The organism is Bacteroidota bacterium (assembly GCA_017303975.1).
Classification (GTDB): Bacteria; Bacteroidota; Bacteroidia; order JAFLBG01; family JAFLBG01; genus JAFLBG01.
This window is the reverse complement of record JAFLBG010000025.1, coordinates 1-24,439: the sequence shown is the minus strand read 5'-3', so window position 1 is coordinate 24,439 and position 24,439 is coordinate 1. Positions and strand designations below refer to the sequence as shown.

At 37.3% G+C, this 24,439-nt stretch carries 21 protein-coding genes; 13 read left to right on the top strand and 8 right to left on the bottom strand.

From position 1 onward, the window contains the following. Nucleotides 1-50: 50 nt before the first annotated feature. The 3 genes from corA to J0M08_09270 are packed head-to-tail and all read right to left on the bottom strand — an operon-like array spanning nt 51 to nt 2,285. The gene (gene corA / locus J0M08_09280; GenBank protein ID MBN8703247.1) at nt 51-1,085 is read right to left on the bottom strand and encodes a magnesium/cobalt transporter CorA; all 1,035 of its coding nucleotides are present in this window, start codon (nt 1,083-1,085) and stop codon (nt 51-53) included. Between the two features lie 3 nt (nt 1,086-1,088). Continuing rightward, a complete protein-coding gene (gene rsmI, locus J0M08_09275) occupies nt 1,089-1,763 on the bottom strand; it encodes a 16S rRNA (cytidine(1402)-2'-O)-methyltransferase (protein ID MBN8703246.1) in 675 nt (224 codons plus the stop codon). Between the two features lie 15 nt (nt 1,764-1,778). Next, nucleotides 1,779-2,285: a hypothetical protein gene (locus J0M08_09270; GenBank protein ID MBN8703245.1), complete on the bottom strand. Its 507-nt coding sequence runs from the start codon at nt 2,283-2,285 to the stop codon at nt 1,779-1,781. Nucleotides 2,286-2,523: 238 nt separating this feature from the next. Between J0M08_09270 and J0M08_09265 the strand changes: the two genes are divergently transcribed. Further along, nucleotides 2,524-3,111 carry a thymidine kinase gene (locus J0M08_09265; protein ID MBN8703244.1) on the top strand — a complete coding sequence of 196 codons (588 nt, stop codon included), beginning with the start codon at nt 2,524-2,526 and terminating at the stop codon, nt 3,109-3,111. Beyond that, nucleotides 3,108-4,466, top strand: a complete 1,359-nt coding sequence (locus tag J0M08_09260) for a hypothetical protein (protein MBN8703243.1) — start codon at nt 3,108-3,110, stop codon at nt 4,464-4,466. The genes J0M08_09265 and J0M08_09260 overlap by 4 nt, the downstream gene beginning before the upstream one ends. A 45-nt stretch (nt 4,467-4,511) precedes the next feature. Here the strand turns inward: J0M08_09260 and J0M08_09255 are convergent, their stop codons facing one another. After that, nucleotides 4,512-4,976, bottom strand: coding sequence for a hypothetical protein (locus tag J0M08_09255; GenBank protein MBN8703242.1), 465 nt, complete (start codon nt 4,974-4,976; stop codon nt 4,512-4,514). 107 nt (nt 4,977-5,083) lie between these two features. After that, nucleotides 5,084-5,440: a hypothetical protein gene (locus J0M08_09250; GenBank protein MBN8703241.1), complete on the bottom strand. Its 357-nt coding sequence runs from the start codon at nt 5,438-5,440 to the stop codon at nt 5,084-5,086. Between the two features lie 54 nt (nt 5,441-5,494). Between J0M08_09250 and J0M08_09245 the strand changes: the two genes are divergently transcribed. Then, entirely contained in the window at nt 5,495-6,364 is an 870-nt protein-coding gene (locus J0M08_09245; protein MBN8703240.1) for a glycerophosphodiester phosphodiesterase, read from the top strand. 110 nt (nt 6,365-6,474) lie between these two features. On the opposite strand, the gene J0M08_09240 is transcribed toward J0M08_09245, so the two are convergent. Further along, on the bottom strand, nt 6,475-6,789 hold the full coding sequence (locus tag J0M08_09240; protein ID MBN8703239.1) for a (2Fe-2S) ferredoxin domain-containing protein: 315 nt from the start codon (nt 6,787-6,789) through the stop codon (nt 6,475-6,477). A gap of 3 nt (nt 6,790-6,792) precedes the next feature. Continuing rightward, nucleotides 6,793-8,166: a redoxin domain-containing protein gene (locus J0M08_09235; protein MBN8703238.1), complete on the bottom strand. Its 1,374-nt coding sequence runs from the start codon at nt 8,164-8,166 to the stop codon at nt 6,793-6,795. Nucleotides 8,167-8,263: 97 nt separating this feature from the next. On the opposite strand from J0M08_09235, the gene J0M08_09230 reads away from it, so the two are divergent. From J0M08_09230 to J0M08_09190, 9 genes are all read left to right on the top strand, one after another. Then, nucleotides 8,264-9,709 (top strand): hypothetical protein, encoded by a 1,446-nt coding sequence (locus J0M08_09230; protein ID MBN8703237.1) that lies wholly within the window; start codon nt 8,264-8,266, stop codon nt 9,707-9,709. 120 nt (nt 9,710-9,829) lie between these two features. Continuing rightward, complete coding sequence (locus J0M08_09225) at nt 9,830-12,592, top strand: 2-oxoglutarate dehydrogenase E1 component (protein ID MBN8703236.1); 2,763 nt, start codon at nt 9,830-9,832, stop codon at nt 12,590-12,592. Nucleotides 12,593-12,597: 5 nt separating this feature from the next. Further along, on the top strand, nt 12,598-13,854 hold the full coding sequence (gene odhB, locus J0M08_09220) for a 2-oxoglutarate dehydrogenase complex dihydrolipoyllysine-residue succinyltransferase (protein ID MBN8703235.1): 1,257 nt from the start codon (nt 12,598-12,600) through the stop codon (nt 13,852-13,854). 49 nt (nt 13,855-13,903) lie between these two features. Next, nucleotides 13,904-14,338 (top strand): nucleotidyltransferase substrate binding protein, encoded by a 435-nt coding sequence (locus J0M08_09215; protein MBN8703234.1) that lies wholly within the window; start codon nt 13,904-13,906, stop codon nt 14,336-14,338. Then, nucleotides 14,322-14,627 carry a nucleotidyltransferase domain-containing protein gene (locus tag J0M08_09210; GenBank protein MBN8703233.1) on the top strand — a complete coding sequence of 102 codons (306 nt, stop codon included), beginning with the start codon at nt 14,322-14,324 and terminating at the stop codon, nt 14,625-14,627. Before J0M08_09215 ends, J0M08_09210 begins: the two co-directional genes overlap by 17 nt. A 31-nt stretch (nt 14,628-14,658) precedes the next feature. Further along, nucleotides 14,659-15,684: a tetraacyldisaccharide 4'-kinase gene (gene lpxK / locus J0M08_09205; protein ID MBN8703232.1), complete on the top strand. Its 1,026-nt coding sequence runs from the start codon at nt 14,659-14,661 to the stop codon at nt 15,682-15,684. Between the two features lie 37 nt (nt 15,685-15,721). Further along, nucleotides 15,722-17,182 (top strand): Asp-tRNA(Asn)/Glu-tRNA(Gln) amidotransferase subunit GatB, encoded by a 1,461-nt coding sequence (gatB, locus tag J0M08_09200; GenBank protein ID MBN8703231.1) that lies wholly within the window; start codon nt 15,722-15,724, stop codon nt 17,180-17,182. A 16-nt stretch (nt 17,183-17,198) separates the two neighbouring features. Further along, nucleotides 17,199-18,323 carry a TlpA family protein disulfide reductase gene (locus J0M08_09195; GenBank protein MBN8703230.1) on the top strand — a complete coding sequence of 375 codons (1,125 nt, stop codon included), beginning with the start codon at nt 17,199-17,201 and terminating at the stop codon, nt 18,321-18,323. A 92-nt stretch (nt 18,324-18,415) separates the two neighbouring features. Continuing rightward, the gene (locus J0M08_09190; GenBank protein ID MBN8703229.1) at nt 18,416-22,735 is read left to right on the top strand and encodes a gliding motility-associated C-terminal domain-containing protein; all 4,320 of its coding nucleotides are present in this window, start codon (nt 18,416-18,418) and stop codon (nt 22,733-22,735) included. A gap of 40 nt (nt 22,736-22,775) precedes the next feature. Here the strand turns inward: J0M08_09190 and J0M08_09185 are convergent, their stop codons facing one another. Next, a complete protein-coding gene (locus J0M08_09185; protein ID MBN8703228.1) occupies nt 22,776-23,501 on the bottom strand; it encodes a pyridoxine 5'-phosphate synthase in 726 nt (241 codons plus the stop codon). Nucleotides 23,502-23,622: 121 nt separating this feature from the next. Between J0M08_09185 and J0M08_09180 the strand changes: the two genes are divergently transcribed. Continuing rightward, a complete protein-coding gene (locus J0M08_09180; GenBank protein MBN8703227.1) occupies nt 23,623-24,285 on the top strand; it encodes a CBS domain-containing protein in 663 nt (220 codons plus the stop codon). The last annotated feature ends 154 nt before the right edge of the window (nt 24,286-24,439 follow it).

Here is a 24,439-nt window from a genome sequence, read left to right as displayed (position 1 = left end):
TATCTTTTGAGCATCTTACTGAGAAAACGGATTAAGTCTACATTCGATAATTACAACCACTTCTTCTTTCTAAAGTAATACACCAATGATCCCATAATAGTAAGCATTACAACCCAAGTAGCTGCATATCCCCATTTGGAATGTAGTTCGGGCATGTTGTCAAAGTTCATGCCATATACACCGGCAATAAATGTTACAGGAATAAATATGGTAGAAATAATAGTTAACACTTTCATTACTTCATTCATTTTATTACTTACACTGGATAAATAAATATCCATCATCCCGGAAAGCAAGTCTCTAAAGGTTTCTACGGTATCAATAATTCGAATGGTGTGATCGTGTACATCTCGCAAATAAATTCCTGTGGTTTGTTTTATCAGCGTGGTTTCACTTCGTTCAATGTTGTTTATCAATTCGCGCATAGGCCAAACAGCTTTGCGTAAAAAAATCATTTCTCGTTTTAAATGGTGCAGTTGGTGTAATATTTCTCTTGACGGGTCCCCAACCATTGATTCTTCCAGTGTTTCAATGCGGTCGTCAATTTTTTCAAGAATCCCAAAATAACAATCTACTACAGCATCAATTAAGCAATAGGCTAAATAATCAGCACCACATTTTCGTATTCTTCCTTTTCCTTGTCGTATTCTTGTTCTGATTAAATCAAATGCATCTCCTCCTTGTGCCTCTTGAAACGAAATAACCAAGTTGTCCATTAATACAATACACAGCTGTTCGGCATTTACATCTTTGTCGTAGTAGGGCATTTTCATGATGCATACCACATAATGGTCGTAATCCTCAAACTTGGGGCGTTGGTCTGTATTTACAATGTCTTCCAGCGTAAGCGGATGTATATTAAACAGCGACCCAATTTTATCAATGATTGCGGTGTTATGGATTCCATCTACGTTTATCCATTTAACCATATCGGGATGAGATGCCGAGAAACAGTCATTTATATCATCGAATTGTTTTTCGATAAATTCTTTTTCATTGTATTCGATAAGAGTAATTTTAACAGGTTCTGTGCGCTTTTCTCCTTGATATACAAGCGTTCCCGGAGGGAGTCCTTTTTTTGTCATGTGTTATTCTTTTTTACCTGCTACTACAATTACAAATTCTCCTTTGGGTTCCTTCTTCTTAAAGTGCTCTACCAGTTCAAATAAAGTACCTTTTTTATTTTCCTCATAAAATTTTGTTAGTTCTCTTGAAATGCTTGCTTCTCGGTCGTTTCCAAATAATTCGCAAAATTGTTCAAGTGTTTTTACCACACGATACGGAGATTCGTAAAATACCATTGTTCGTGTTTCTTCTTTTATTTCTTGCAAGCGTGTTTGGCGTCCTTTTTTTACCGGCAAAAATCCTTCGAAACAAAATCGTTCACAAGGCAATCCGCTATTTACGAGTGCGGGCACAAATGCGGTTGGCCCCGGCAAACACTCAACAGCAATTCCTTTTTTCAGGCATTCGCGTATTAATAAAAAGCCCGGGTCTGAAATTCCTGGTGTGCCGGCATCGGTAACAAGCGCTACAGAGGCTACTTCTGCAATGCGCTCCGTCAACGATTCTACCATTGCATGTTCGTTGTGCATATGGTACGCGCTTATTTTTTTATCAATGGCATAATGTTTTAGTAAATGAGAACTTGTGCGAGTGTCTTCGGCAAGAATAAAATCAACCGTTTTAAGAGTCTCTAGCGCACGAAGTGTAATGTCTGCCAAATTACCAATAGGGGTGGGTACTACAATAAGTTTTGCCATTTCTAAATTTTAAAATTAAGTGAATAGCCTATATGCAGATTGATAGAAAGATTCTACGGTATCCTTTTTCTCGTCATTCCATGAATAAATACTTTTTAAGTTGTCCAAATAGGTTTCTAGCTCATCTTCCGATAAAATATTATTTATTTGATTCAATGCAATGGTATATTCGTGGGAGTTGCCATTAAATAGTTGATTGATAAACATAAATTTTTCGTTTATGCCAATGTAGTTTCGGATATCTCTTGCCACAAATTCTGCAGCAGCTGCGGTTTCCGTATTTTTCAAGTCTTCGGTAATCCCACTATTGGTAGCTACTTTAGGGGCTTCTGTAGGTGTATTTTGGTTTTGTGCGTTTATCGACAAATACGCATTTAGGTATATAAATGTGCTGTGCAGGTGATTTGATTTTTCTATTAGCAACCGCAGTCCCTCGCTTGTTGGGGTAACAGAGTAGTTGCTCCAAAGTTCCTTAATACGTTCAATACTTTGTTCTATTTCAAGTGTTGTTTTTGTAGGCATGTGGCATTTTTTAGCTGATGGAATTAACGTTGTTTTTAGTTAACAACTACCAACATTGTTTGTGAATTAGTTTATTAAATATCAAACGCAAATTTTGCTAGTTTTGTTGTGCTTTCTAATATAACAATTCTTGATGTGTTTACAGAATAGTATTTTTTAAAATGCAAATTCATGGTTTACATTTTCAAGATTGTTTTAGTAAGAAGACTGTAACGCACCTATTTTTAATACGAATAAAATGTTTCTCGAAAACACTATAAATTATAAGAAGCGCTCAGGTTACATCGAAGTAATCTGTGGATCTATGTTTTCGGGCAAAACAGAAGAGCTTATTCGAAGATTAAAACGTGCACAGTTTGCCAAACAGAAGGTAGAAATTTTTAAACCGCAGATAGACACTCGTTATCATGAAAGTGATGTGGTGTCGCATGATTCCAATGCTATTCGCTCTACTCCGGTTCCTACATCATCCAATATTTTATTGTTGGCTACAGATGTTGATGTTATTGGAATTGACGAGGCACAGTTTTTTGACATGGAATTGGTAAATGTTTGTAATCAGTTGGCAAATCAAGGAATGCGTGTTATCGTTGCCGGATTGGATATGGATTATTTAGGAGAACCATTTGGTCCAATTCCAAATTTGATGGCAGTTGCGGAGTATATTACAAAAGTGCACGCTATCTGTATGCGTTGCGGAAATTTAGCAAACCACTCTCATCGTATAATTGAAGAGCAAGGACAAGTTTTATTGGGAGAAAAAGAAAGCTACGAACCTCTTTGTAGAAGCTGCTTTGCGCTATCTAACAATAATGAGTACTGTTGAAATTAAGAGTAAGCAAATATCTTCTTTTTAATGTCGGATGCCTTTTTTTTAGCGCATGCTCTACATCTACCGAAACATACACATTTACAGAGCACGTATCTCCAATTGTTTTTACAAAATGTGCTACCTGCCATCGGTTAGACCATGCGGGTCCCTTTCCACTCACTACCTATCAACAGGTTGTAAAAAGAGCCGATGCTATTAAGTTTGTGGTAAATGCTAAAATGATGCCGCCATGGCCCGCAAACCCTAGTTATTCGCATTTTTTGTCCGAAAAAACACTTACTGCGCAAGAGATAGAGGTAGTTACAAAATGGATTGAAGGTGGTTGTTTGCCGGGAGATACATCAACACTGCATTACACGCCAACTGCCGATGCAGTGTTTTCTAATTTGGGCAAACCTGATTTGATATTAAAAATGCCCCATCCTTTTTTGTTAAAGGGAAACAGCAAGGATAAATTTTATTTAATGAAATTTCCGTACGAATTGGATCGCGATACATTCATAAAATCTATTGTGTTTGTTCCGGGGAACAGAAAATTGGTGCACCATGTAAATGGCTTTATTATTCAGTATGACGAGGGCAAGAAGAAAAATGTTTTTGATGGGGATTGGTATGTAGATACCGATTCTGTGGATGTGAAAACCGGCTATGAAATATTAAAGCTGGCAAATGATGATGGAACTTATCCAATGCTTACACCTTCTGTTTGCAACTATTTACCGGGAGTAGAAGGTGTTATGTATCCCAATGGAATAGGAGGTTTTAGTATAAAACGTTCGGGTGCAATTTTTTTAAAAGATATTCATTACGGACCATCTCGTATTAATCAATTCGATTCATCCTACTTTGCAGTGTATTTCGACTCGAAACCACCTAAGCGCAGAACATTGGAATTTCAGCTTGGAACCCTTGGCGTTTCAGCTATTGAGCCGAAATTGGTAATTCCTCCAAATCAAGAAAAAACATTCTCTACACATTTAAAAATACCTATTGATATTTCGGTGCTTACCATTAATCCGCACATGCATTTGTTGGGAAAGTCTTACAAAGCTTATGCCATAAAGCCTTCAGGAGATACCATTCCTCTTATTTCTATTCCTAAATGGGACTTTAATTGGCAGTACTTTTATACATTTCCCCAAATGCTTAAAATTCCTGCCGGTAGTGTTGTTTGGGCAATCGGGACTTTTGATAACACAACAAAGAATCCCAACAATCCGTTTAGCCCTCCTCGTACTGTTGCCGAACGAGATGGCAGTATGCGTACAACAGACGAGATGTTTCAGTTTATTGTAACATACTTGCCCTATCAAAAAGGAGACGAAAACATTTCGTTGCAGCCTAATTAAATAAAAGGAGCTTCCTAAACAAGCTTTCTTTTATCGTTTGAAAAATTAAAATGAGGATAAATAAGCTCTTGTACCTTTTTTATATAATGTTTCTGTAACTTTTTTACCACACAAAAAATAATACCATTCAATCTTTTCATTGGTAATAGATTGAAGTGTTTTGCTGTGCTGAAAAACCAACTTGTTATCTTTTTGAGGTAATATCATTACGATACTGTTGCTTGATACGATATAATCTCCGTTTGTTACCACACCATCAACATCAATTGATAAGGTTTGGTCGCCTCTAAAGTTATATACTGTAACAGTTTTATTTCGTTCTCCATTGATGATGGCTTTTGAGTCTAACGCCCATTCTCCAATAAGAAATTTACTTACATCAGGACCTAATGAAGGAGGAGTTGTTGTTTTTGAATTTGTGGTAGGGCCTGTAAAAGAACTAAATACTGCCACAAACAGGAACATAAAAGGCACAATGCCTCTTACTAAGAGATTTTTTTTTGCTTTCATTACTAGGTTAAGTTTAGGTTGCAAAAATACCTCATTTAAGAGCGGAAGTCAACATTTTTTACGATTATTCTTAAGAAAAAAAACGATTCGGTATAAATTGTTGATTTTTAGGTGTTTGTATTTGCTCTGAGAACATCTTTCCGCAGTAAGACTTTGTATAATTCACGAAAAATGATTTGACGGGCTAAAGCTTCGTTTTCTTCTTTCCCATCCACCATCAATCCAAAGTTTTTCAGGAAAGATTGCTCAGAAACATCCACTCGATATAAAATAGATGCTAATTTTTCGGGATTGCAGGTTTTAATAAAATGTCTGATTTGAGAAAGTAATTCTATATAAGTTGTAGCGTAATTAGAAACGATAAATAAATTGTCCGTTAATTCAAAGTCTTTATTTAATTGCAAAATGAGGGCATCAACTATTTCTTGCTGCGACAAATAAATAGCAGGGTTCGTGATGTTCATTTTGATGTATTATTTGTGTAATTTGAAACACGTAAATTAAAAATAAATACCCAAATGAGAATATTCTTAGCGCTGTTTCTTGTTTCTAGAGTTTCTGCATTTTCTCAACCGTTCGATTTGCAAGGCCACCGAGGGTGTAGAGGATTGATGCCGGAGAATACAATTCCTGCATTTGTAGAGGCGCTGAAGCATGGAGTAACAACGCTGGAGTTGGATGTGGTTGTTTCAAAAGATGGACAATTGGTGGTGTCACACGAGCCATGGGTTTCAGGCGCTATTTGTGAGAATAAAAAGAAAGAGGCAATTGTTGGCATGCAACACAACATCTATCAACTTACGTATGCAGAGGTTTTGAGTTTTGATTGCGGCAGTAAATTCAATAAAAAGTATCCGGAGCAAAAGAAAGTAAGTACTGTTAAACCTTTACTTATTCAAGTGCTAGATACAGTTGAAGCGCTTATTAGGAGCGGGAAATGCAAGTCTGTAAATTACAATATAGAAATTAAACAAAGCCCGGGATGGGAAAATTTATTTACTCCGCCTACAGATGTTTTTGTAAAAAAAGTAGTGGATGTGTTGTCCGAAAATAATATTAAAAACAGAACTACTCTACAATCCTTTGATATAGGCACATTAGAAGCTATCCATAAAATGGACCCGGAAATTAAAACTGCGTTTTTGGTGCTCAATAAAAATTCGCTAAAAAAGAATTTGCACACACTTTCTTTTAAACCAACCATATACAGCCCTTACTATAGATTGGTAAGAAGAAAAACGGTTAAGCATGCCCATGCACAAGGCATTCAAGTTATTCCGTGGACAGTAAACAAAAAAAGTAAAATGAAAAAACTGATACGCTTTAAAGTAGATGGAATTATTACTGATTATCCAAATAGATTGAATGAGGTAGTGAACAAGAGCTAGCAACTTAAATCGGGTCGTCACCCTGTGCGGAGTCGAAGGGTGTGCGTTTGCCAGCCCATGCCCTTCGACTTCGCTCAGGGTGACCAAAAAACGCACTAATACTAATTACACTATTTTCTCTTAAATACAAGTCTTTCGACAGGTTTGTTATTAATGATGTGCTGTTCAATTATTTCATCTACATCACTTAATTCAACACCCACATAAAATACACCTTCTGGATAAATAGCAATAGTTTGACCAAAGTCGCAAATGTCCAAGCAGCCGGCTTTTTGGGCTCTTAATTTTATTGGCAAGTTTTTTTCTTTTAGCTTCTTTTTGAAAGCATCTACAATCTCCAATCCGTGAGCTTCTCCACAGCTTTTTCTTGCTGCGCCTGCTGCACGTTGGTTAGTGCAGATAAATATGTGTTTGTCGTATAGCATTTTTTACATTTTATTATTCTGTTTCATCTTTTCGGCTTTTATATTTTTTTCATTTTCTTTTAATTTTTCTTTAATTGAAAAAAATGAAAAATCTTTAGCAATTATTTTATTTTTATATAGTAGCACAAAATGAGGCAAAATTATATTTGCATCATAGGCCTTTGCCACCATAGACCCATCAGGTCCCTTAGTGTCAATAAGATTAATATACTTACCAAGATCATATTTTTCTAATGCAGCTATCCAATCTGCTTTTTTTTTGTCTAACGAAATGGTTATAACCGACAAATCATAGTCAGCATATTGACTAACAAATTGCTTTATATGTTTAAATTGCACAGAGGTGCAGCTGATATCTGATGTCCAAAAATATAAAATAACATATTCCGTTTTAATTGTATTTAATTTAAACTCATTTTCTTTATCATCAAGTAAGCTAAAATCTTTAACTTTGGAGTCTTTTTCTATAATGTCTTCTAGCTTTTGAACATTCTCCTTTAACTCACTTAAATAACTATTTTTCTCGTTTTTAGTTGATAAATACAAGATTGTATTTAATACAGAAATGTCATGACTTACATTATTTACCCCTTTACCCACATCAAAATTTATTTCATTCTCCTTTCTAGTAAAAGGATTGTAATTTAAGTAATCTATTATTTTTACGAAAGAGCTATCATATCCAGCTTTAACTTTTCTAATAAAGTCTTCCGTAGAATGATAAGCAACTCCATCATAAAAAATAGTAGTGTCTTCATTTCCATTATGTTCAGAGTTGAGGTCCTCAAATTTTTGATAGAACTCATCGAATAACTGCACAAGAAAACCACTCCTAAAAACTTTCATCGCTTTTGACTTATCCACTTCCTCTTCATTACCCCTTAATTTATCAAGAAGTTTCATTTCTATTTCATTCTTAATCGAATCAAAATTTAAAAATTGATTATTCATAATTTTTTCATTCAATTCAAACTTTTTGATTTTCGATTTATCCTTGTAATACCTTTCTAACAAATCATTATCAACAAAACCGTTTAATCTTAGGCTTTCAAAAATGCTATCCTTGGCAAAAGATATAAAGCCATTTGTACAAGTATCTAAAGGGAACGAAACATCTTCATCAAAAGGGGTAAATAGATTGTACGCTGCCAACTCTTTTATTTTGCCACTAAACCCAAATTCTCCATTTTCGTTTGTTATTGCAGTATCAATTCGGGTATTGTATCCAAACTTAATCTGCTCTAAATACAATGTGTCGTTTTTACTTCCCTTTATCTTGCCCTTTAAAGTAAAATGATAAGGATCTTTTATTTCTTTAGTAGAGCAGGCTGCAAATACCATAGATAAAAGCATAGAGGTGTATAGTAATTGTTTCATCTGTTTCTTAAAATTATTTTAATAGATTTATAAATGTAAATAAATTATGATGGTTAAAGAAGCTGTACCTATTTAGAGAAAAGAAATTCGAAAAAAATTGCTCCCCAACCCACATACCGAACAAAAAGCAGTAAAATTATTTTTACTTGCATGCACTATTTTACTAGTTGTATTTAGTTTTTTATCAGAAGGCACCTATGAAAGTGGCGACAGTATTCAACATTTTTTGATTTCAAAATATTCGTTTCAGCATCCCGAACTTTTTTTGCATCATTGGGGAAAGCCTTTATTTACAATACTTTCAGCGCCATTGGCACAATTCGGATTTGTTGGCATTAATATATTTAACATTGCCTGCGCCATTGCAACCGCTTGGTTTTGTTATTTAATTGCAGTGCAATTAAAATTAGCAAATGCGTTTTTAGTGCCGCTGTTTTCGCTGTGTGCGCCCATTTACTTTGTGTCAATTATTTCCGGACTTACAGAAATGCTTTTTGCTTTTCTACTTGTTGTAAGCATTTATTTTGTAATCAAACAAAGACCGAACACTTCGGCAATTCTTGTTTCCTTCCTTCCTTTTGTGCGCTCCGAGGGGTTTTTGCTTATTCCTATTTTTGCAATCTATTTTGTTTTCCACAAAAAATGGAAGTCCTTGTTTTTATTGCCTTTGGGAACACTGTTGTTTTCTCTAGCCGGGTTTTTGTATCACTACCACGATATTTTCTGGATTTTAAATAGCAATCCCTACAAAGGCGCAGCCGATATTTATGGTAGTGGGACACTCACTCATTTTATTTCAAAAAATGAATTTATTTTTGGAACACCCCAAGTAGTGCTAATTGTAGCAGGAGTCGTTTCTATGTTTTTTTTGAGTTTCAAACAAGTGGTAACCTCCCCAATCTATAATCACCATCGATTAATTTACGCATGTTTCTTAGTATATTTTATTGCACATTCTGTGTTTTGGTGGAAGGGAATTCATAGCTCACTTGGACTTATTCGTGTAATTGCTGGTGTAACTCCTTTGCTAAGTCTTGCTGCTCTACAAGGATTTAATTTTATAATTACTCCGCTCTCCTTTCTTAAGAAGAGAGGGGTAGAGAGAGGATTTTACTACTTACTGCTTTTTGTAGTTATCTGCACAACCCTTTGGATGCCTTTCAAACAACATAATTTCCCCAAACAATTGAACTACGAAGACCAAGTGGTTAAGCAGGCTGCTGATTGGTTTAAGAAAACAGAGCTTATTCATGCCAGAAGTTACTACATACATCCCTATTGGAGCTATTTTACAAATAAAGACCCTTTTGATGCAACTCAAAATATTTGGAGTGTACGTGAAAATGATTTCCTTCAAAAAATTAAAGTAGGCGAATTATTTATTTGGGATAGCCATTATTCACCGGCTGAAGGGCATTTCAGACTACAAGTGTTGTTGGAGTCTAAACAATTTGAACAAGTAAATTATTTTAATTCCGGAAATGCCCCGCGCCCCAAGGATAAAGAACTTTTTGAGTTATATGTTTTTAAGCGAGTAGAATAGTAATAGTGCCATTTAAAATATTACGTTTAATATCCCTATTTATCCAACCTTTTTTTTAAATTTATGGTTAACCACTTTTTGTTGATTTGCAGACAAGTTGGTTGTAAATAGTTATATTTTATGGATAAACTGGCATATTTAGGTAGCGCAGAGGTTGCAATGGTAGATAGCTTATATGAGCAATACATAAAAGACAATTCATCTGTTGATGTTTCTTGGCAAAAATTTTTCGAGGGTTTTGAATTTGCTCAGAAAAATTTTGAGGATAACGGAGGCATTATTCCGGAGAACGTTTCAAAGGAGTTTAATGTTGTTAATCTTATAAATAATTATAGAACTCGAGGACACTTGTTTACACGCACCAATCCGGTACGTGAGCGAAGAAAGTATTCTCCCACATTAGATATTGAAAACTTCGGTTTAACTAAGACCGATTTAGAAACTGTATTTCAAGCCGGTTCGCAAATAGGTATTGGGCCTGCAAAATTGAAAGATATTGTAGCGCATTTAACACAAACCTATTGTCAATCGATTGGTGCAGAGTATATGTACATTCGAAATCCGGATGTTATAAAATGGCTTCAGGATAAAATGGAAGGAAGCCGCAATACGCCCAATTTTTCGTTAGATGAAAAAAAGAAAATTTTAGAAGACCTAGGGCATGCAGTAATTTTCGAAAATTTTTTACACACTAAATTTGTTGGACAAAAGCGTTTTTCGCTAGAAGGTGCAGAAGCTGTAATTCCCGCCTTGGCAGCAGTTTGCGAGAAAGGTGCCGACATGGGTATTCAGGATTTTGTGATAGGAATGGCGCACAGAGGGCGTTTGAATGTACTTGCAAATATTTTACATAAAACATACAAGGATATTTTTACCGAATTCGAAGGTCGCCCCTCCGAAGATTCTCTGTTTGATGGAGATGTAAAGTACCACATGGGCTATTCGTCCGATTGGGTAACAGATAACGGGAAAAAAATACATTTGAGTTTAACTCCTAATCCATCCCACTTAGAGGCTGTAGATCCTGTGGTAGAGGGCATTGTGCGTGCAAAGATTGACAATAGACACAATGGAGATGTAAGTAAAGTTTGTCCTGTATTAATTCATGGAGATGCAGCATTGGCAGGACAAGGAATTGTGTACGAGGTAATCCAAATGTCCACATTAGATGGCTACAAAACAGGCGGAACGGTGCATGTAGTGATAAATAACCAAGTCGGATTTACAACCAATTACTTAGATGCACGCTCTAGCACATATTGTACGGATGTGGCTAAAGTAGTTTTATCTCCTGTGTTTCATGTAAATGGTGATGATGTAGAGGCGTTGGTGTTTACAGTAAAATTAGCATTGGAATTCCGACAAAAATTTAATAGAGATGTATTTATTGATGTGTTGTGTTACCGCAAATACGGGCATAACGAAGGTGATGAACCTCGCTTTACACAGCCATTGTTATATAAAGCAATCGCAAAGCATCCAAACCCAAGAGAAGTGTATGTTCAGCAATTGCTTGCGCAAGGGGCGATAGAAGCGGAGTATGCTAAAGAGCAAGAGCTGAGCTTTAAGAAACATTTGCAAGATAAATTAGACGAAGCTAAGCAAACAGAAAAAGCTCGAATAACATCGTTCTTAGAAGGGCAATGGAAAGGTGTAAGAATGGCTACCGACAAGGATTTTGAGCAATCGCCTAAAACAGCTATTGATGAAAAGGTATTTCTATTTCTTGCAAAAAAAACAACACAACTACCGACAGATAAAAAATTCTTTACTAAAATAGAAAACCTCTTTAAAGACCGCCAGTCTATGATTTCGAAAGACTCTTACGACTGGGCAATGGCAGAGCTACTAGCGTATGCGTCTTTACTTAACGAAGGACATCCTGTGCGCTTTAGTGGGCAAGATGTAGAGCGAGGAACCTTCTCTCATCGTCATGCAGTGGTTAAAGTAGAGGATTCTGAAGAAGAATATATTCCACTGAATAATATTTCCGACACACAAGCAAAATTAAATATTTACAATTCGTTGCTTTCTGAATATGGTGTACTGGGCTTTGAATATGGCTATGCCATGGCTTCGCCTAATGCACTTACTATTTGGGAAGCTCAATTTGGCGATTTTTTTAACGGGGCTCAAATTATTATCGACCAGTTTATTACATCCTCTGAAGATAAATGGAGACGAATGAATGGCTTGGTAATGTTGCTGCCACACGGATACGAGGGCCAAGGACCGGAACATTCCAGCGCACGTATGGAACGCTTTTTACAGCAATGTGCCGAAAACAACATTCAAATACTGAATTGCACTACACCTGCAAACCAGTTTCATGCCATCCGAAGACAGCTGAAGCGTGATTTCAGAAAGCCTTTGATATGCTTTACTCCTAAAAAGTTATTGCGTTATCCGTTATGTGTTTCAGGCGTTGCAGACTTTACGAAAAGTAATTTCCAAGAAGTAATAGATGACTCTAAAGCGAAAGTAAAAGATGTGAAACGTATTGTGTTTTGCTCCGGAAAAATTTATTACGAATTATACGAACAGCGCGAGAAATATAAAAACAACGATATAGCCATTGTTCGTGTAGAGCAGTTGTATCCTGTGCCTCATAAGCAGATAAATGAAGTGGTAGCAAAGTATAAGAATGCCAAAGAGTATATTTGGGCACAAGAAGAGCCTGAAAATATGGGCGCATGGACTTTTGTACTGCGTATGCTTAAACACTTAAATTTGCAATATGTTGGACGAGTAGAAAATGCAAGCCCTGCAACAGGATTTGCAAAAATTCATGCCGAACAAGATAAAGCAATTATGACTAAAATATTTGAAGTGAGCCCTGTTGCTGAAAAAAGTAAGAAAACAAGTACTAAAAAAAATAAATAGAAAATATGTCATTAATCGAAATAAAAGTACCAAGCCCGGGAGAATCAATAACGGAAGTGAATATAGCTCGTTGGATTGTAAAAGATGGTGAGTATGTAGAAAAAGACCAAGAGCTGGCAGAAATAGATTCTGATAAAGCTACATTAACCATTAATGCAGAGGAAAGTGGTGCTGTAAAGTTATTAGCTAAAGAAGGAGATACCGTAAAGGTTGGCGATGTAGTTTGTAAGATTGATACTAGTGTAAAAGGGGAGAAAAGTACAAAGTCTAATGTACAAAGTACAAAGCAGGAAGCTGTAAAAACGGAAAGTAAGACTTCTGAAGCTGCTCAACAAGTATCATCCAGCGTGCAAAATTCATCTTACGCGAGTGGAACGCCATCTCCCGCTGCCAAGAAAATGATGGAAGAGAATAAAATAGCTTCCTCTCAAGTGCCTGCAAATGGTAAGGATGGTAGAATTACTAAGCAAGATGTGCTTGCCGCTATGAGCAAAGGTTTTGATACCAAAGCACTAGTAGGTTGGGCTGGATCGCGTGATACGGATCGTCAGAAAATGACACCGCTTCGTAAAAAGTTAGCACAACGATTAGTGGCTGTTAAAAATCAAACAGCTATGCTCACCACATTTAATGAGGTGGACATGAGCAATATTTATGCGTTGCGTGCTAAGTATAAAGATAAATTCAAAGAAAAATATGGAACCAATTTAGGGTTCATGAGTTTCTTTGCCAAAGCCGTTTGTGAGGCGTTGTATCATTTCCCTGCCGTGAATGCCATGATTGATGGGGAAGAAATAGTATATCATAAATATTGTGATGTAGGTATTGCCGTGAGTGCTCCAAAAGGCTTAGTAGTTCCGGTATTGAGAAATGCAGAAGGAATGTCTTTGGCGCAAATTGAAACAGAGATAAAAAATTTGGCAATTAAAGCACGCGATAATAAAATAGAATTAAAAGACATGGAAGGTGGAACCTTTACCATTACCAATGGTGGTGTGTTTGGCTCGTTGATGTCAACACCAATTATAAATCCTCCACAAAGTGCTATTTTAGGTATGCATAATGTTGTAGAGCGTCCAATAGCTGTGAATGGTCAGGTAGTTATTCGTCCGATGATGTACGTTGCATTGTCATACGATCATCGAATCATTGATGGGCGTGAGTCGGTAGGCTTTTTAGTAAAAGTAAAAGAGATGTGCGAGAATCCTTCGAAAATGTTATTTGGCGGGAAAGACCCGAATGACGTGTTGTTGGGGATGTAGAAAACATAGTACGAATGTTTAAATAGTAAAATAAGCTCAAAATAGTTTAATGCACACAATAGATACTACTTATTACAACAGATGTATTGCTACTTTGAACAAGGCTTATGCTGCGCTTATTACAACAAATCCTACAACAATTGACTACGAGATATACCGATCGGCCTGCATAAAAGAGTTTGAAATAATATTAGAGCAAAGTGGAAAGCTTCTAAAAAAAATATTAAAACCCTACTTTCATTCATCAAGGGAAGTGGATAAGTTATACTTTAAAGATTTGTTCAGACAAGCTGTTTTGAGAAGCATCATTAGCGATGAAACCTGCGAACGTTGGCTCCAATACAGAGATAATAGAAATAATACCGCGCACGATTACGGAGTTAACTTTGCGGAAGAAACTATCAAGTTGTTACCTAAATTCATAGAAGACGCTACACATCTTTCTGAAGCTATTAATCTATCGAACAATGGTGCTAAAGGATAAATACAGGCAACATTTAGAAACAATCTTTTCGAGTGTAGAAATACCTATAGAAGTATGGGCGCACGGAAGCCGTGTTGATGGAACAGCGCACGAAGGAAGTGATTTGGACTTAGTTGTTAGAACAAAAAATCTTGAGCAACTTCCAATGGATGTGTTGCTAGCAATAAAAGAAAAAATAAAAGAAAGTAATATTCCTATTGTAGTTGAAGTATTCGACTGGTCAAGGCTTCCGGAGTATTTCCAGAAAAATATAATTGCTAAACACATTGTGTTATTCAGTAACATGTAATGCTTGAAAATAAATTTACCAAAGCCTCCCCATGAAGCTCCTTCGAACACTTTTATTCCCCTTATCTATACTATTTTATCTGGCAATCTGGATACGAAATAAACTGTATGAGTATAGAATTTTAAAGTCAACAAAGTTTTCCATTCCTGTTGTTTGTATAGGCAATCTTTCCACTGGTGGTACAGGAAAAACACCCCATACAGAGTATTTAATTCGTTTATTGCAAGAAACAAATAAAAAAATTGCAACACTCAGTCGTGGGTATGGCAGAAATACCAATGGCTTTAGACTGGTGGCTGAAAATGATTCTGCTGCGCTTGTGGGAGACGAACCGTTGCAATTAAAAAATAAATTTCCTGCGATTGATGTTGCCGTTTGCGAAGATCGTGTAGCAGGTATCAATCAATTGCTTGCATTCAATCCTAAGCTCGATATTGTATTATTAGACGATGCCTTTCAGCACAGAGCTGTAACTCCAAGTTTTTCTATACTTCTAACTGATTATGCTAATTTGTATTGCAATGATTTTATTTTGCCCGCAGGGAATCTTCGAGAACCAAGAAGTGTTGCGGCTAGAGCAGCAGCAGTTGTTGTTACTAAGTGTCCTATGAATATTTCTGCTAAAGAGATGACGCTGATAACACAAAAGATAAAGAAAACAAACACCCAAAGGATTTTCTTTTCACACATAAAATATGGCGAATTAGTAAGCCTTGCAAATGGTACTATTCTAAAGGCGTTACCTTCTAAAATAATTTCAGTGTCCGGAATAGCGCATCCGGAAGTGTTTTTGGAGCACCTCCGCCAGAAAGGGAATTTAATCAAGTCTTTTGTTTACTCCGACCACTATGACTTTTCTGAGCGTGATATTGTTTCAATCGTTTCTTTTTACAAGATGAATAAAGCGGAGGAATTGGCTATTGTAACTACAGAGAAAGATGCCATGCGGTTAAGAAAGTTTAATAAACAGCTTGCAGATATTCCTGTTTACTATGTTCCAATAGAGGTAAGTTTTATTGACAAAGAATTCGATTCATACTTCTTAAAGAAAGTGTGATTAATTAATTAACTTTAACTCCATTATTAATTAAAATATGAGTGTTTACGATAAATACGAAGCAGTTATTGGGTTGGAAGTACACATGCAATTGCTTACAAAAAGTAAAGCATATTCGTCTGATGCTACTGAATATGGAGGATTGCCCAACACACAAATTTCTCCCCTTACACTAGGGCATCCGGGCACATTGCCTAGAACCAACAAAAAAGTAATTGAGTATGCTGTAAAATTGGGCTTGGCTTGCAATTGTGCTATAACAAAGGAAAATCAGTATGCACGAAAAAATTATTTTTATGCCGATTTGCCAAAAGGCTATCAAATAACACAAGATAAAACACCTATTTGTACAGGTGGCTTTATTACTATAAAGCAAGACGATGGTTCCGAGAAACACATTCAGCTTATCCGTATTCACATGGAAGAAGATGCAGGGAAAAGCATACACGACCAAGATGCCTACGACACACTTGTTGATTTGAATAGAGCCGGAGTAGCCTTGTTAGAGATGGTTAGCGAACCTGATATTCGTAGTGGCGAGGAAGCATATAAGTACTTAACCGAAGTTAGAAAGTTGGTTCGCTATTTAGATATCTGCGATGGCAACATGGAAGAAGGCAGCTTGCGCTGTGATGCCAACATTTCTGTACGTTTAAAAGGGGATGCTAAATTTGGCAGAAGAGTAGAGGTTAAGAACATGAACTCTATTCGTAATGTGCAACGTGCTATTGAGTTTGAAGTAAAAAGACAAATTGATGCCACCGAAAACGGAGAGCACATAGCACAGGATACACGCAGCTTTGATGCTACCACAGGTACAACATTTATAATGCGAAGTAAAGAAATGGCGCACGATTACCGCTATTTCCCGGAACCGGACTTGCCTCCTGTTATTGTAACCGAAGAGTACATTGCAAGCATAAAAGCTAAGCTGCCTGCGCTGCCAAATGATTTGATAAAAAAATATACAACCCAATTAGGGTTGTCTGCCTACGATGCACTAGTTCTTACCGAGACAAAAGAAATTGCTCTTTATTTCGAGGAACTTACCAAACAAACTAAAAATTACAAAGCCGCTGCCAATTGGGTTATGGGAGCTGTTAAATCTTATTTGAACGAAAACGCCATACATATTTCTAATTTTCCTGTGAAAGTGAAACAGCTTGCAGACCTTATTGCGCTTATAGATGCAAATAAAGTGAGTAATACCGTTGCAACACAAAAAATATTTCCTGAGTTAGTGGCCGGCTCTGCGAAATCTCCTTTGCAAATTGCCGAGGAGAAGAATCTAATTCAAGAAAGTGATGTAGATTCTCTGAAACAATTGGTAGAGCAGGCATTGCAAAAATACCCCGAAAAAATTACAGAATATAAAAATGGCAAAGTGAGCTTACTTAGCTTGTTTATGGGTGAAGTAATGAAATTGTCGAAAGGTAAGGCCGATCCAAAGGTTACAAGTGGATTGGTAAAAGAGATGTTGGATAATCATGGTATTTAATCAAAATTGTAGAATAATGAAAAGGCTTGTTAGTGTACTCGTTGTAGTTAGTTTGTTGATTGGGGGATGTAGTAAAAAAACTACCACCAAAAGTGTGTATGGCACACTCAGTAATTCCAGTGGAGAGTCAATCACCCTAAATGCGCTAACTCCGGAAGGTCCACAAACTATTGAAATTACAACTATTGATGAAAATGGGAACTTTTCATTCGTTAAGCCAATTGATAGAGTGGGGTTTTACCAAGTGTTCATCTCCGAACAAAATTTTGCAACCATCGTTTTGGATAGTGCGCAGCAGGTAGAGATCACCGGCAATGCAAAAGATCTTGGGAATACCCATCGTGTAAAAGGTTCTTTAGATGCTGAGTTGTTTTGGCAAATGAATGAAGCCTCAAAAAATAATTACAGAAGCAGAGATTCGCTTACACAAGTGTTTCAAGCATTTTTAAATGGAGGTAAAGCATCCCAAACGATGATTGATTCGTTGAGTAATGTAATTGATAAGGAGTTTAATGGACTCGTGCAAAAACACACCAATTATCTTATTGATTTTGTTACTAAAAATCCTCAATCGTTAAGCGCTATTGCAGCCATTCAACAATTAAGCTCCGATAATAATTTTGAGCAATTCGAAAAGGTAAATCAAGCATTAAAAAATAAGTACCCTACATCTTCGTATATAAAACTTTTTTCCGAGTCTGTTGAAAAGGCATCTAAATTAAGAGCCGGGTCCGATGCTCCTGAGATAGTTTTAAACGAGCCGTCCGGTAAGCCTTTGGCATTAAGCAGTTTGAGAGGGAAGGTCGTGTTGCTCGATTTTTGGGCTTCTTGGTGTGCTCCTTGTAGAGCAACAAATCCGCAAGTTGTAGCACTGTACGACAAATTTAAAAATAAAGATTTTGAAATTTATGCTGTTTCGTTAGATGAAAATAAAGACAAATGGATAGAAGCTATTGCAAAGGATAGGTTGACATGGAAGCATGTGAGCGAGCTCAAATCGTGGAAATCGGCAGTTGTTGAGCAATACAACTTTAAATCAATTCCTTACAATGTGCTTATTGGAAAGGATGGCAAGATAGTTGCAAAAAATCTACACGATACCGATTTGGAAAACAAAGTAAAAGAGCTTTTAGGGGAATAATCGTTCGTTTGCTATCGAAATAAAATAGGCTCCAATTATTAAAAAGTATATTATTTTTTATATATTGAGGATATTAATATATTTCTATAGCCATGCAAAATACGTACACTAGATTATTTTTTCTATTTATTATAGCCTTCGTTTTTTCTCTTGGTTCTTATTCCCAATCAATTACTACAGATTCGGTAAATCCGGTGTCTTGTTTTGGTGGAGCTACTGGGTCTATATATATTACTCCGGGTGGAACACCCCCCTTTACATATTTGTGGGATAATGCTTCTACCGATGAAGATATTACTGGTCTGACAGCGGGTGTTTATACACTTACACTTACCGATTCGTCTCCTGGTTCTGTTGTTCAGAGTTTTACAGTTGCCGAGCCGGCTCTATTAAGCGCAGTGGTTTCAGCTTCTACTAATGTAGCATGTAACGGACAATCTACAGGTGCTGTTGATGTTACGATATCAGGAGGTACGGGGAGTTATACATTTGCATGGAGCAACTCCGCTACTACAGAAGATTTAGCCGCTATTCCGGCAGGAACCTATTCACTACTTGTTACAGATGCAAACGCTTGTACTGCAACAATTCCAACATTTACTATTGCTGAACCCGCAACGTTAACTGCTGTGGTAACGGCTAGTACCAATGTTGCATGTAATGGACAATCTACGGGTGCCGTGAATGTTACGGTTTCAGGAGGTACGGGAAGTTATACATTTGGATGGAGCAACTCTGCAACTACAGAAGATTTAGGCAGCTTGGCGGCAGGAACATATTCGTTGCTTGTGATGGATGCGAATAGTTGTACCGCAAGTATTCCTGATTTTACTATTTCAGAGCCTGCTTTGGCATTGAGTTCTGCAGTCACTTCAAGTGTAAATGTATTGTGTAACGGACAATCTACAGGTTCTGTTGATGTGCTTATAGCAGGAGGAACTGGAAGCTACACATTTGCTTGGAGCCATGGAGCTACAACAGAAGATTTAACGGGTATTCCGGCAGGAACATATTCGCTGCTTGTAACAGATGCAAATTTGTGTACATCCACTATTTCCAATTTTTCTATTACAGAACCGGCACTGCCTTTAACGGCAGTGGTAACAGCTAGCACCAACGTATTGTGTAATGGGCAGTCGACAGGTGCAATAAATATTACTCGAACAGGAGGAACAGCCGGTTATACTTATGCTTGGAGTAATGGAGCTACAACCGAAGATTTAACGGGTATTCCGGTAGGAACGTATTCGCTGCTTGTAACAGATGCAAATCTTTGTACAACTACCATAACAAATATTTCTTTAACACAACCAACTGCTGTTAGTGCTGTGGTTACAGCAAGTACAAATGTTTTGTGTAAAGGAGTTCCAACAGGTTCAATAAATATAACTGCCTCCGGAGGGGTTGGTTCATATAGCTTTTTATGGAATAATTTTGCTACCACAGAGGATTTAACCGGATTGCCAGCTTCAACTTATGCAGTGTTGGTTGCAGACGGAAACTCTTGTACTGCGGTAATTAATAATATTACGATTGCAGAGCCTGCATTAGCCTTAAGCGCTTCCGTAACCAGTAGTGTAAACGTTGCATGTAACGGAAACTCCACGGGGTCGGTTAATGTGCTTACAGTAGGGGGAACTCCAACCTATACGTTTGCATGGAGCAATGGAGCTACCACCGAAGATTTGACCGCTATTGTAGCAAATACTTATTCTTTATTGGTAACAGATGCCAACAGTTGCACCACTACTATTTCTACATTTACCATTACTCAGCCAACTGCGCTTAATGCCGTGGTAACAGCAAGCACCAATGTTCTGTGTAATGGTGCTTTAACCGGAGCAATAGACGTTACCCCATCCGGAGGAACCACAAACTATACCTATGCATGGAGCAATGGCGCAACAACACAAGATTTATCTGGAGTTGCGGCCACAACTTATTCATTGTTGGTTACAGATGCAAATGCTTGTACTAAAACAATTACAGGTATTTCCGTAACGCAACCAAGTGCAATAACACTAACTCTTACCAATACCCATGTATCCTGCTTTGGCTTGTCTGATGGAACATCTACTGTTGCTGCAAGTGGAGGTAATAATTCTAGCTATAGCTATTCTTGGAGTACTGGTTCTGCAACAAACACAGCTACCGGGCTTTTAAATGGTACGGTTTATACTGTTTCTGTAACTGATGGCAACAGCTGTTTGAAAACAGCCACTACATCTGTTACGCAGCCTGCCTTATTGGTAAACAACATTACTACTACTAGTGTTACTTGTTTTGGCACATCCAATGGAACTGCAACTTCGGGTTCAGTTGGTGGAAACGGTGGTTACACCTACCTTTGGAACGATGCTGTTACCACAGCCAACAGAACAGGTTTAGATACGAATACTGTTTACACCGTAACACTTACTGATAGCAAAGGCTGCAAAGCAATAAATTCTTTTTCGTTGACTGGACCTACAGAAATAATTTTTAGCCATTCTATTTCTCCGTCTACTTGTGTTAGTCCTGACGGAACAGCCAGTATTTTTAATGTGTCCGGAGGCATGGGTGGATACACCTATTCTTGGTCTCCAACAGGACAAACAACTGCAACAGCAACTGGATTAACAGCTGCCAATTACAATGCTACGGTTAAAGATTTGAATAATTGCCCCGTAACAAAAACGGTAACTGTTACTAATACTTCAGGCTTTTCTATTAGTATTGCAACCACATCTGTTACTTGCAACGGATACAGCGATGGAATGGTAAACGTAGTGGAAACAGGTGGAAACAGCCCTTATATTTACGCGTGGAATACTTCTGCTACAGCTCAAGCACTAACTGGTGTTTCGGCAGGGGTTTATTCCGCAACCGTAACAGATGACGATGGATGTGTTGCAACAGATGTTCAAACGCTGGTTGAGCCTACGCAATATACGGTAACCGCAGTAGTGGCTGATATTACTTGTTTTGGAGATGCCAATGGTACTATTGCACTTTCTGTTTCAGGTAGCAATGGCGCGCCTTATACCTTTAACTGGAATAATGGAACATACACAACTCAATCTTTATCGGGTCTTGTGCCTAATACCTATTCTGTTGTAATAACAGATGGAAATGCTTGTACAGCAACCTTTACAGATACAATCTCGCAACCTAGTCAAATTATATTTGCGCTCGCAAGCGATTCTGTTTCGTGTAACGGAGGTATTAACGGGAAAGCATACCTGACATCAATTACAGGTGGAGTTGGCTCAACCTATCAATACTTGTGGAACAATACATCAACCAACGATAGTATCACAGGACTTATTGCCAACACCTATACATTGCAAGTTACAGATTCGTTGGGTTGTATGGTTAGCAAAACAGTTCAAGTATTACAGCCTTCACCATTGGTTGTTGCGTCTGTTGCTGGTAGCACTATCTGTATAGGACAAAGTGTTACGCTTACTGCATCTGCCACCGGAGGAAATGGAGGGGCTAATTTCACCTGGAATCCGGGTTCTGTGAACTCCTATTCTGTTGCGGTTTCTCCAACAACAACAACAACCTATTCGGTAGCGGTAACTGACTCAAAAAATTGCACATCAAATATTCAAACCGTATTAATTCATGTAAATGCGCCATTAACAGTTAGCGCACTTGCATCCGATGCGCCTTGTGGCGGTGGTGTTGTAACACTTACTGCTACTGCTTCCGGAGGTGATGGTAATTATACATACAGCTGGACTCCTTTTAGTACAAGCGGTGCGGTGATTTCTACTAGCGTAACCGGTACTACTTCGTATTCGGTTTCTGTTACGGATAATTGTGGTACTGCATCGGCAATGTATAATGCTACTATAAATGTAGCCACTGCGGGTGCTAGTGTTAACTTTGCTCCAACGCCTAATCCAGCAACTTTAGTAGATGCTACAGTTACGGCTAATCCAGACAATACAGCCTTTACTACTTGGTTGTGGAATTTTGGAGATGGTGTAAAATCAATCTCAACGGAAGTGAATCCAAGCTATGTTTATACTGACACCGGATCTTATGTAATTACCTTACTGGCAACTGATAATAACGGTTGCACAAGTACTGCCTCGCAAACTGTTACAGTAAATCCTGATTTTGCCTTACAAGTTACTGCTGACGGTACTGCATTTGCTTTTACTCCTAACGGAGATGGATTAAATGATGTGTTTATTCCAATGGGAGTGGGTATAGATCCTAATAATTACGAAATAACAATTTACGACAGATGGGGAATTGTAGTGTTCTATACACAATTGCCAACTAGAGCGTGGAACGGAACATTTGAAAACAACGGAAGCAATGTATTACAACAAGATGTATATGTGTGGGTAATAAACACAAAAGATTACCAAGGAAACGATTATACATTTAAAGGAACCGTAACGCTTCTAAAATAAGCATTTTGTGTTGTTTCTCTGAAATTGTGTGTGCTCAATTTTAGTGAGCAGCTTTGAGTTTTCTTAAATACATCTGTATTGTATTTTCTAGCCCAAAATACAATGCGTCCGATATAAGTGCATGACCAATGGACACTTCCAATAAATCGGGAATTTGTTTTGCGAAAAATTCTAAATTCTGCAAACTTAAATCGTGCCCGGCATTAATGCCCAAATGCACGCGTTTAGCCATCTTTGCTGCTGCAACATAAGGAGCTACAGCTTTCTCTTTATTTACAGGATAGTCTTTTGCATACGCCTCAGTATATAGTTCTATACGGTCTGTTCCTGTTTTTGCGGCATTCTCAATATTATTTAAATCCGTTTCTATAAAAATAGAAGTGCGTATTCCACTGCGTTTTAGCTCCGAAATTATTTCTTTCAAAAAAGACTCGTTTTTAAACGTATCCCATCCGGCATTGGAGGTAAGCACATTCGGTGGGTCTGGCACTAATGTGGCTTGAGCGGGTTTTAAAGCCAATACCAAATCCATAAATTTTTTAGATGGGTATCCTTCAATGTTAAATTCGGTTGTGAGTAGTGGTTTTAAATCGTGTGCATCCTGATATCTAATATGTCGCTCATCCGGACGAGGATGTATCGTAATGCCTTGCGCACCAAATCGTTCGCAATCTTGGGCCACTTGCACTACATTGGGAGTTGAGCCCCCTCTCGAATTTCGGAGAGTAGCTATTTTATTAATATTTACACTTAATTGAGTTGCCATACACTAAATAAACAAAATAAAGCGTTCTTTGTTAGTAGTTACACAAGCACAATTTAGATATTTTACTTGGAAATACTATATTTATGCACTAGGGCACGCAATTTGATGATACCTTTATAAGATGCTAGCAAAAGTTTTAATAACAGATGAAATACCTCCTCTCAAAAGATCCGATTTGGGAGTGAAAGCTCTTAATTGGATGGAAGAGTTTAAGGTTACGCATTTGCCTATTGTAGAAGGGAAAGAATATTTAGGGTTAATTTCCGATCACGAAATTTTAGATTTGAACGATATTCAAAGCGATATCGGTCATTTAGGCATTTCGTTGATACGTCCTTTTGTGTACGAGACACAGCATATTTTCGAGGTATTAAAAACGATTGCAGACTTTAGAGTTTCTGTTTTGCCTGTAATTACAGAGAATAATCAGTATTTAGGGGTAATTACGTATAAGCAAATGATAGATTATTTAACGCAACTAAATGCTGTTCAGCAGCCTGGCGGGGTGGTAGTGTTGGAGATAAATGCACATGATTATAGCCTCTCGCAAATAGCACAGATAGTTGAAGGTAACGATGCCAAGGTGTTGTCGTGTTTTTTATGGGCACATCCCAATTCTACTCAAATAGATGTGGTGCTTAAAATAAATAAAGAAGATCTTTCTGCGGTAGTACAAACCTTTCACAGGTACAATTATACTGTTACCGCTACATTTCATAAAAGCGATTTTGATGAAGAACTTAAAAAGCGATACGAGCTATTTATGAATTATATTAAGTTGTAAGTCCGATTTTTTATTTTTTTTAAGGTAAAGAAATAATAGCCCCAACACTTCTTGTTTTTTAAAATGATTGTATTTTTGCCGTGCGTGTTTACCAGGGCAACATACTTTAAATTGGCTATTCTTAGTGTATTTATTACACTGAGCACCGCACTAT

Bases quoted from the DNA above. Each gene is read 5' to 3' on its own strand.
- corA (MBN8703247.1), bottom strand. From the start codon at position 1,085: ATGACAAAAAAAGGACTCCCTCCGGGAACGCTTGTATATCAAGGAGAA.
- rsmI (MBN8703246.1), bottom strand. From the start codon at position 1,763: ATGGCAAAACTTATTGTAGTACCCACCCCTATTGGTAATTTGGCAGAC.
- J0M08_09270 (MBN8703245.1), bottom strand. From the start codon at position 2,285: ATGCCTACAAAAACAACACTTGAAATAGAACAAAGTATTGAACGTATT.
- J0M08_09265 (MBN8703244.1), top strand. From the start codon at position 2,524: ATGTTTCTCGAAAACACTATAAATTATAAGAAGCGCTCAGGTTACATC.
- J0M08_09255 (MBN8703242.1), bottom strand. From the start codon at position 4,976: ATGAAAGCAAAAAAAAATCTCTTAGTAAGAGGCATTGTGCCTTTTATG.
- J0M08_09250 (MBN8703241.1), bottom strand. From the start codon at position 5,440: ATGAACATCACGAACCCTGCTATTTATTTGTCGCAGCAAGAAATAGTT.
- J0M08_09245 (MBN8703240.1), top strand. From the start codon at position 5,495: ATGAGAATATTCTTAGCGCTGTTTCTTGTTTCTAGAGTTTCTGCATTT.
- J0M08_09240 (MBN8703239.1), bottom strand. From the start codon at position 6,789: ATGCTATACGACAAACACATATTTATCTGCACTAACCAACGTGCAGCA.
- J0M08_09235 (MBN8703238.1), bottom strand. From the start codon at position 8,166: ATGAAACAATTACTATACACCTCTATGCTTTTATCTATGGTATTTGCA.
- J0M08_09225 (MBN8703236.1), top strand. From the start codon at position 9,830: ATGGATAAACTGGCATATTTAGGTAGCGCAGAGGTTGCAATGGTAGAT.
- odhB (MBN8703235.1), top strand. From the start codon at position 12,598: ATGTCATTAATCGAAATAAAAGTACCAAGCCCGGGAGAATCAATAACG.
- J0M08_09215 (MBN8703234.1), top strand. From the start codon at position 13,904: ATGCACACAATAGATACTACTTATTACAACAGATGTATTGCTACTTTG.
- J0M08_09210 (MBN8703233.1), top strand. From the start codon at position 14,322: ATGGTGCTAAAGGATAAATACAGGCAACATTTAGAAACAATCTTTTCG.
- lpxK (MBN8703232.1), top strand. From the start codon at position 14,659: ATGAAGCTCCTTCGAACACTTTTATTCCCCTTATCTATACTATTTTAT.
- gatB (MBN8703231.1), top strand. From the start codon at position 15,722: ATGAGTGTTTACGATAAATACGAAGCAGTTATTGGGTTGGAAGTACAC.
- J0M08_09195 (MBN8703230.1), top strand. From the start codon at position 17,199: ATGAAAAGGCTTGTTAGTGTACTCGTTGTAGTTAGTTTGTTGATTGGG.
- J0M08_09190 (MBN8703229.1), top strand. From the start codon at position 18,416: ATGCAAAATACGTACACTAGATTATTTTTTCTATTTATTATAGCCTTC.
- J0M08_09185 (MBN8703228.1), bottom strand. From the start codon at position 23,501: ATGGCAACTCAATTAAGTGTAAATATTAATAAAATAGCTACTCTCCGA.
- J0M08_09180 (MBN8703227.1), top strand. From the start codon at position 23,623: ATGCTAGCAAAAGTTTTAATAACAGATGAAATACCTCCTCTCAAAAGA.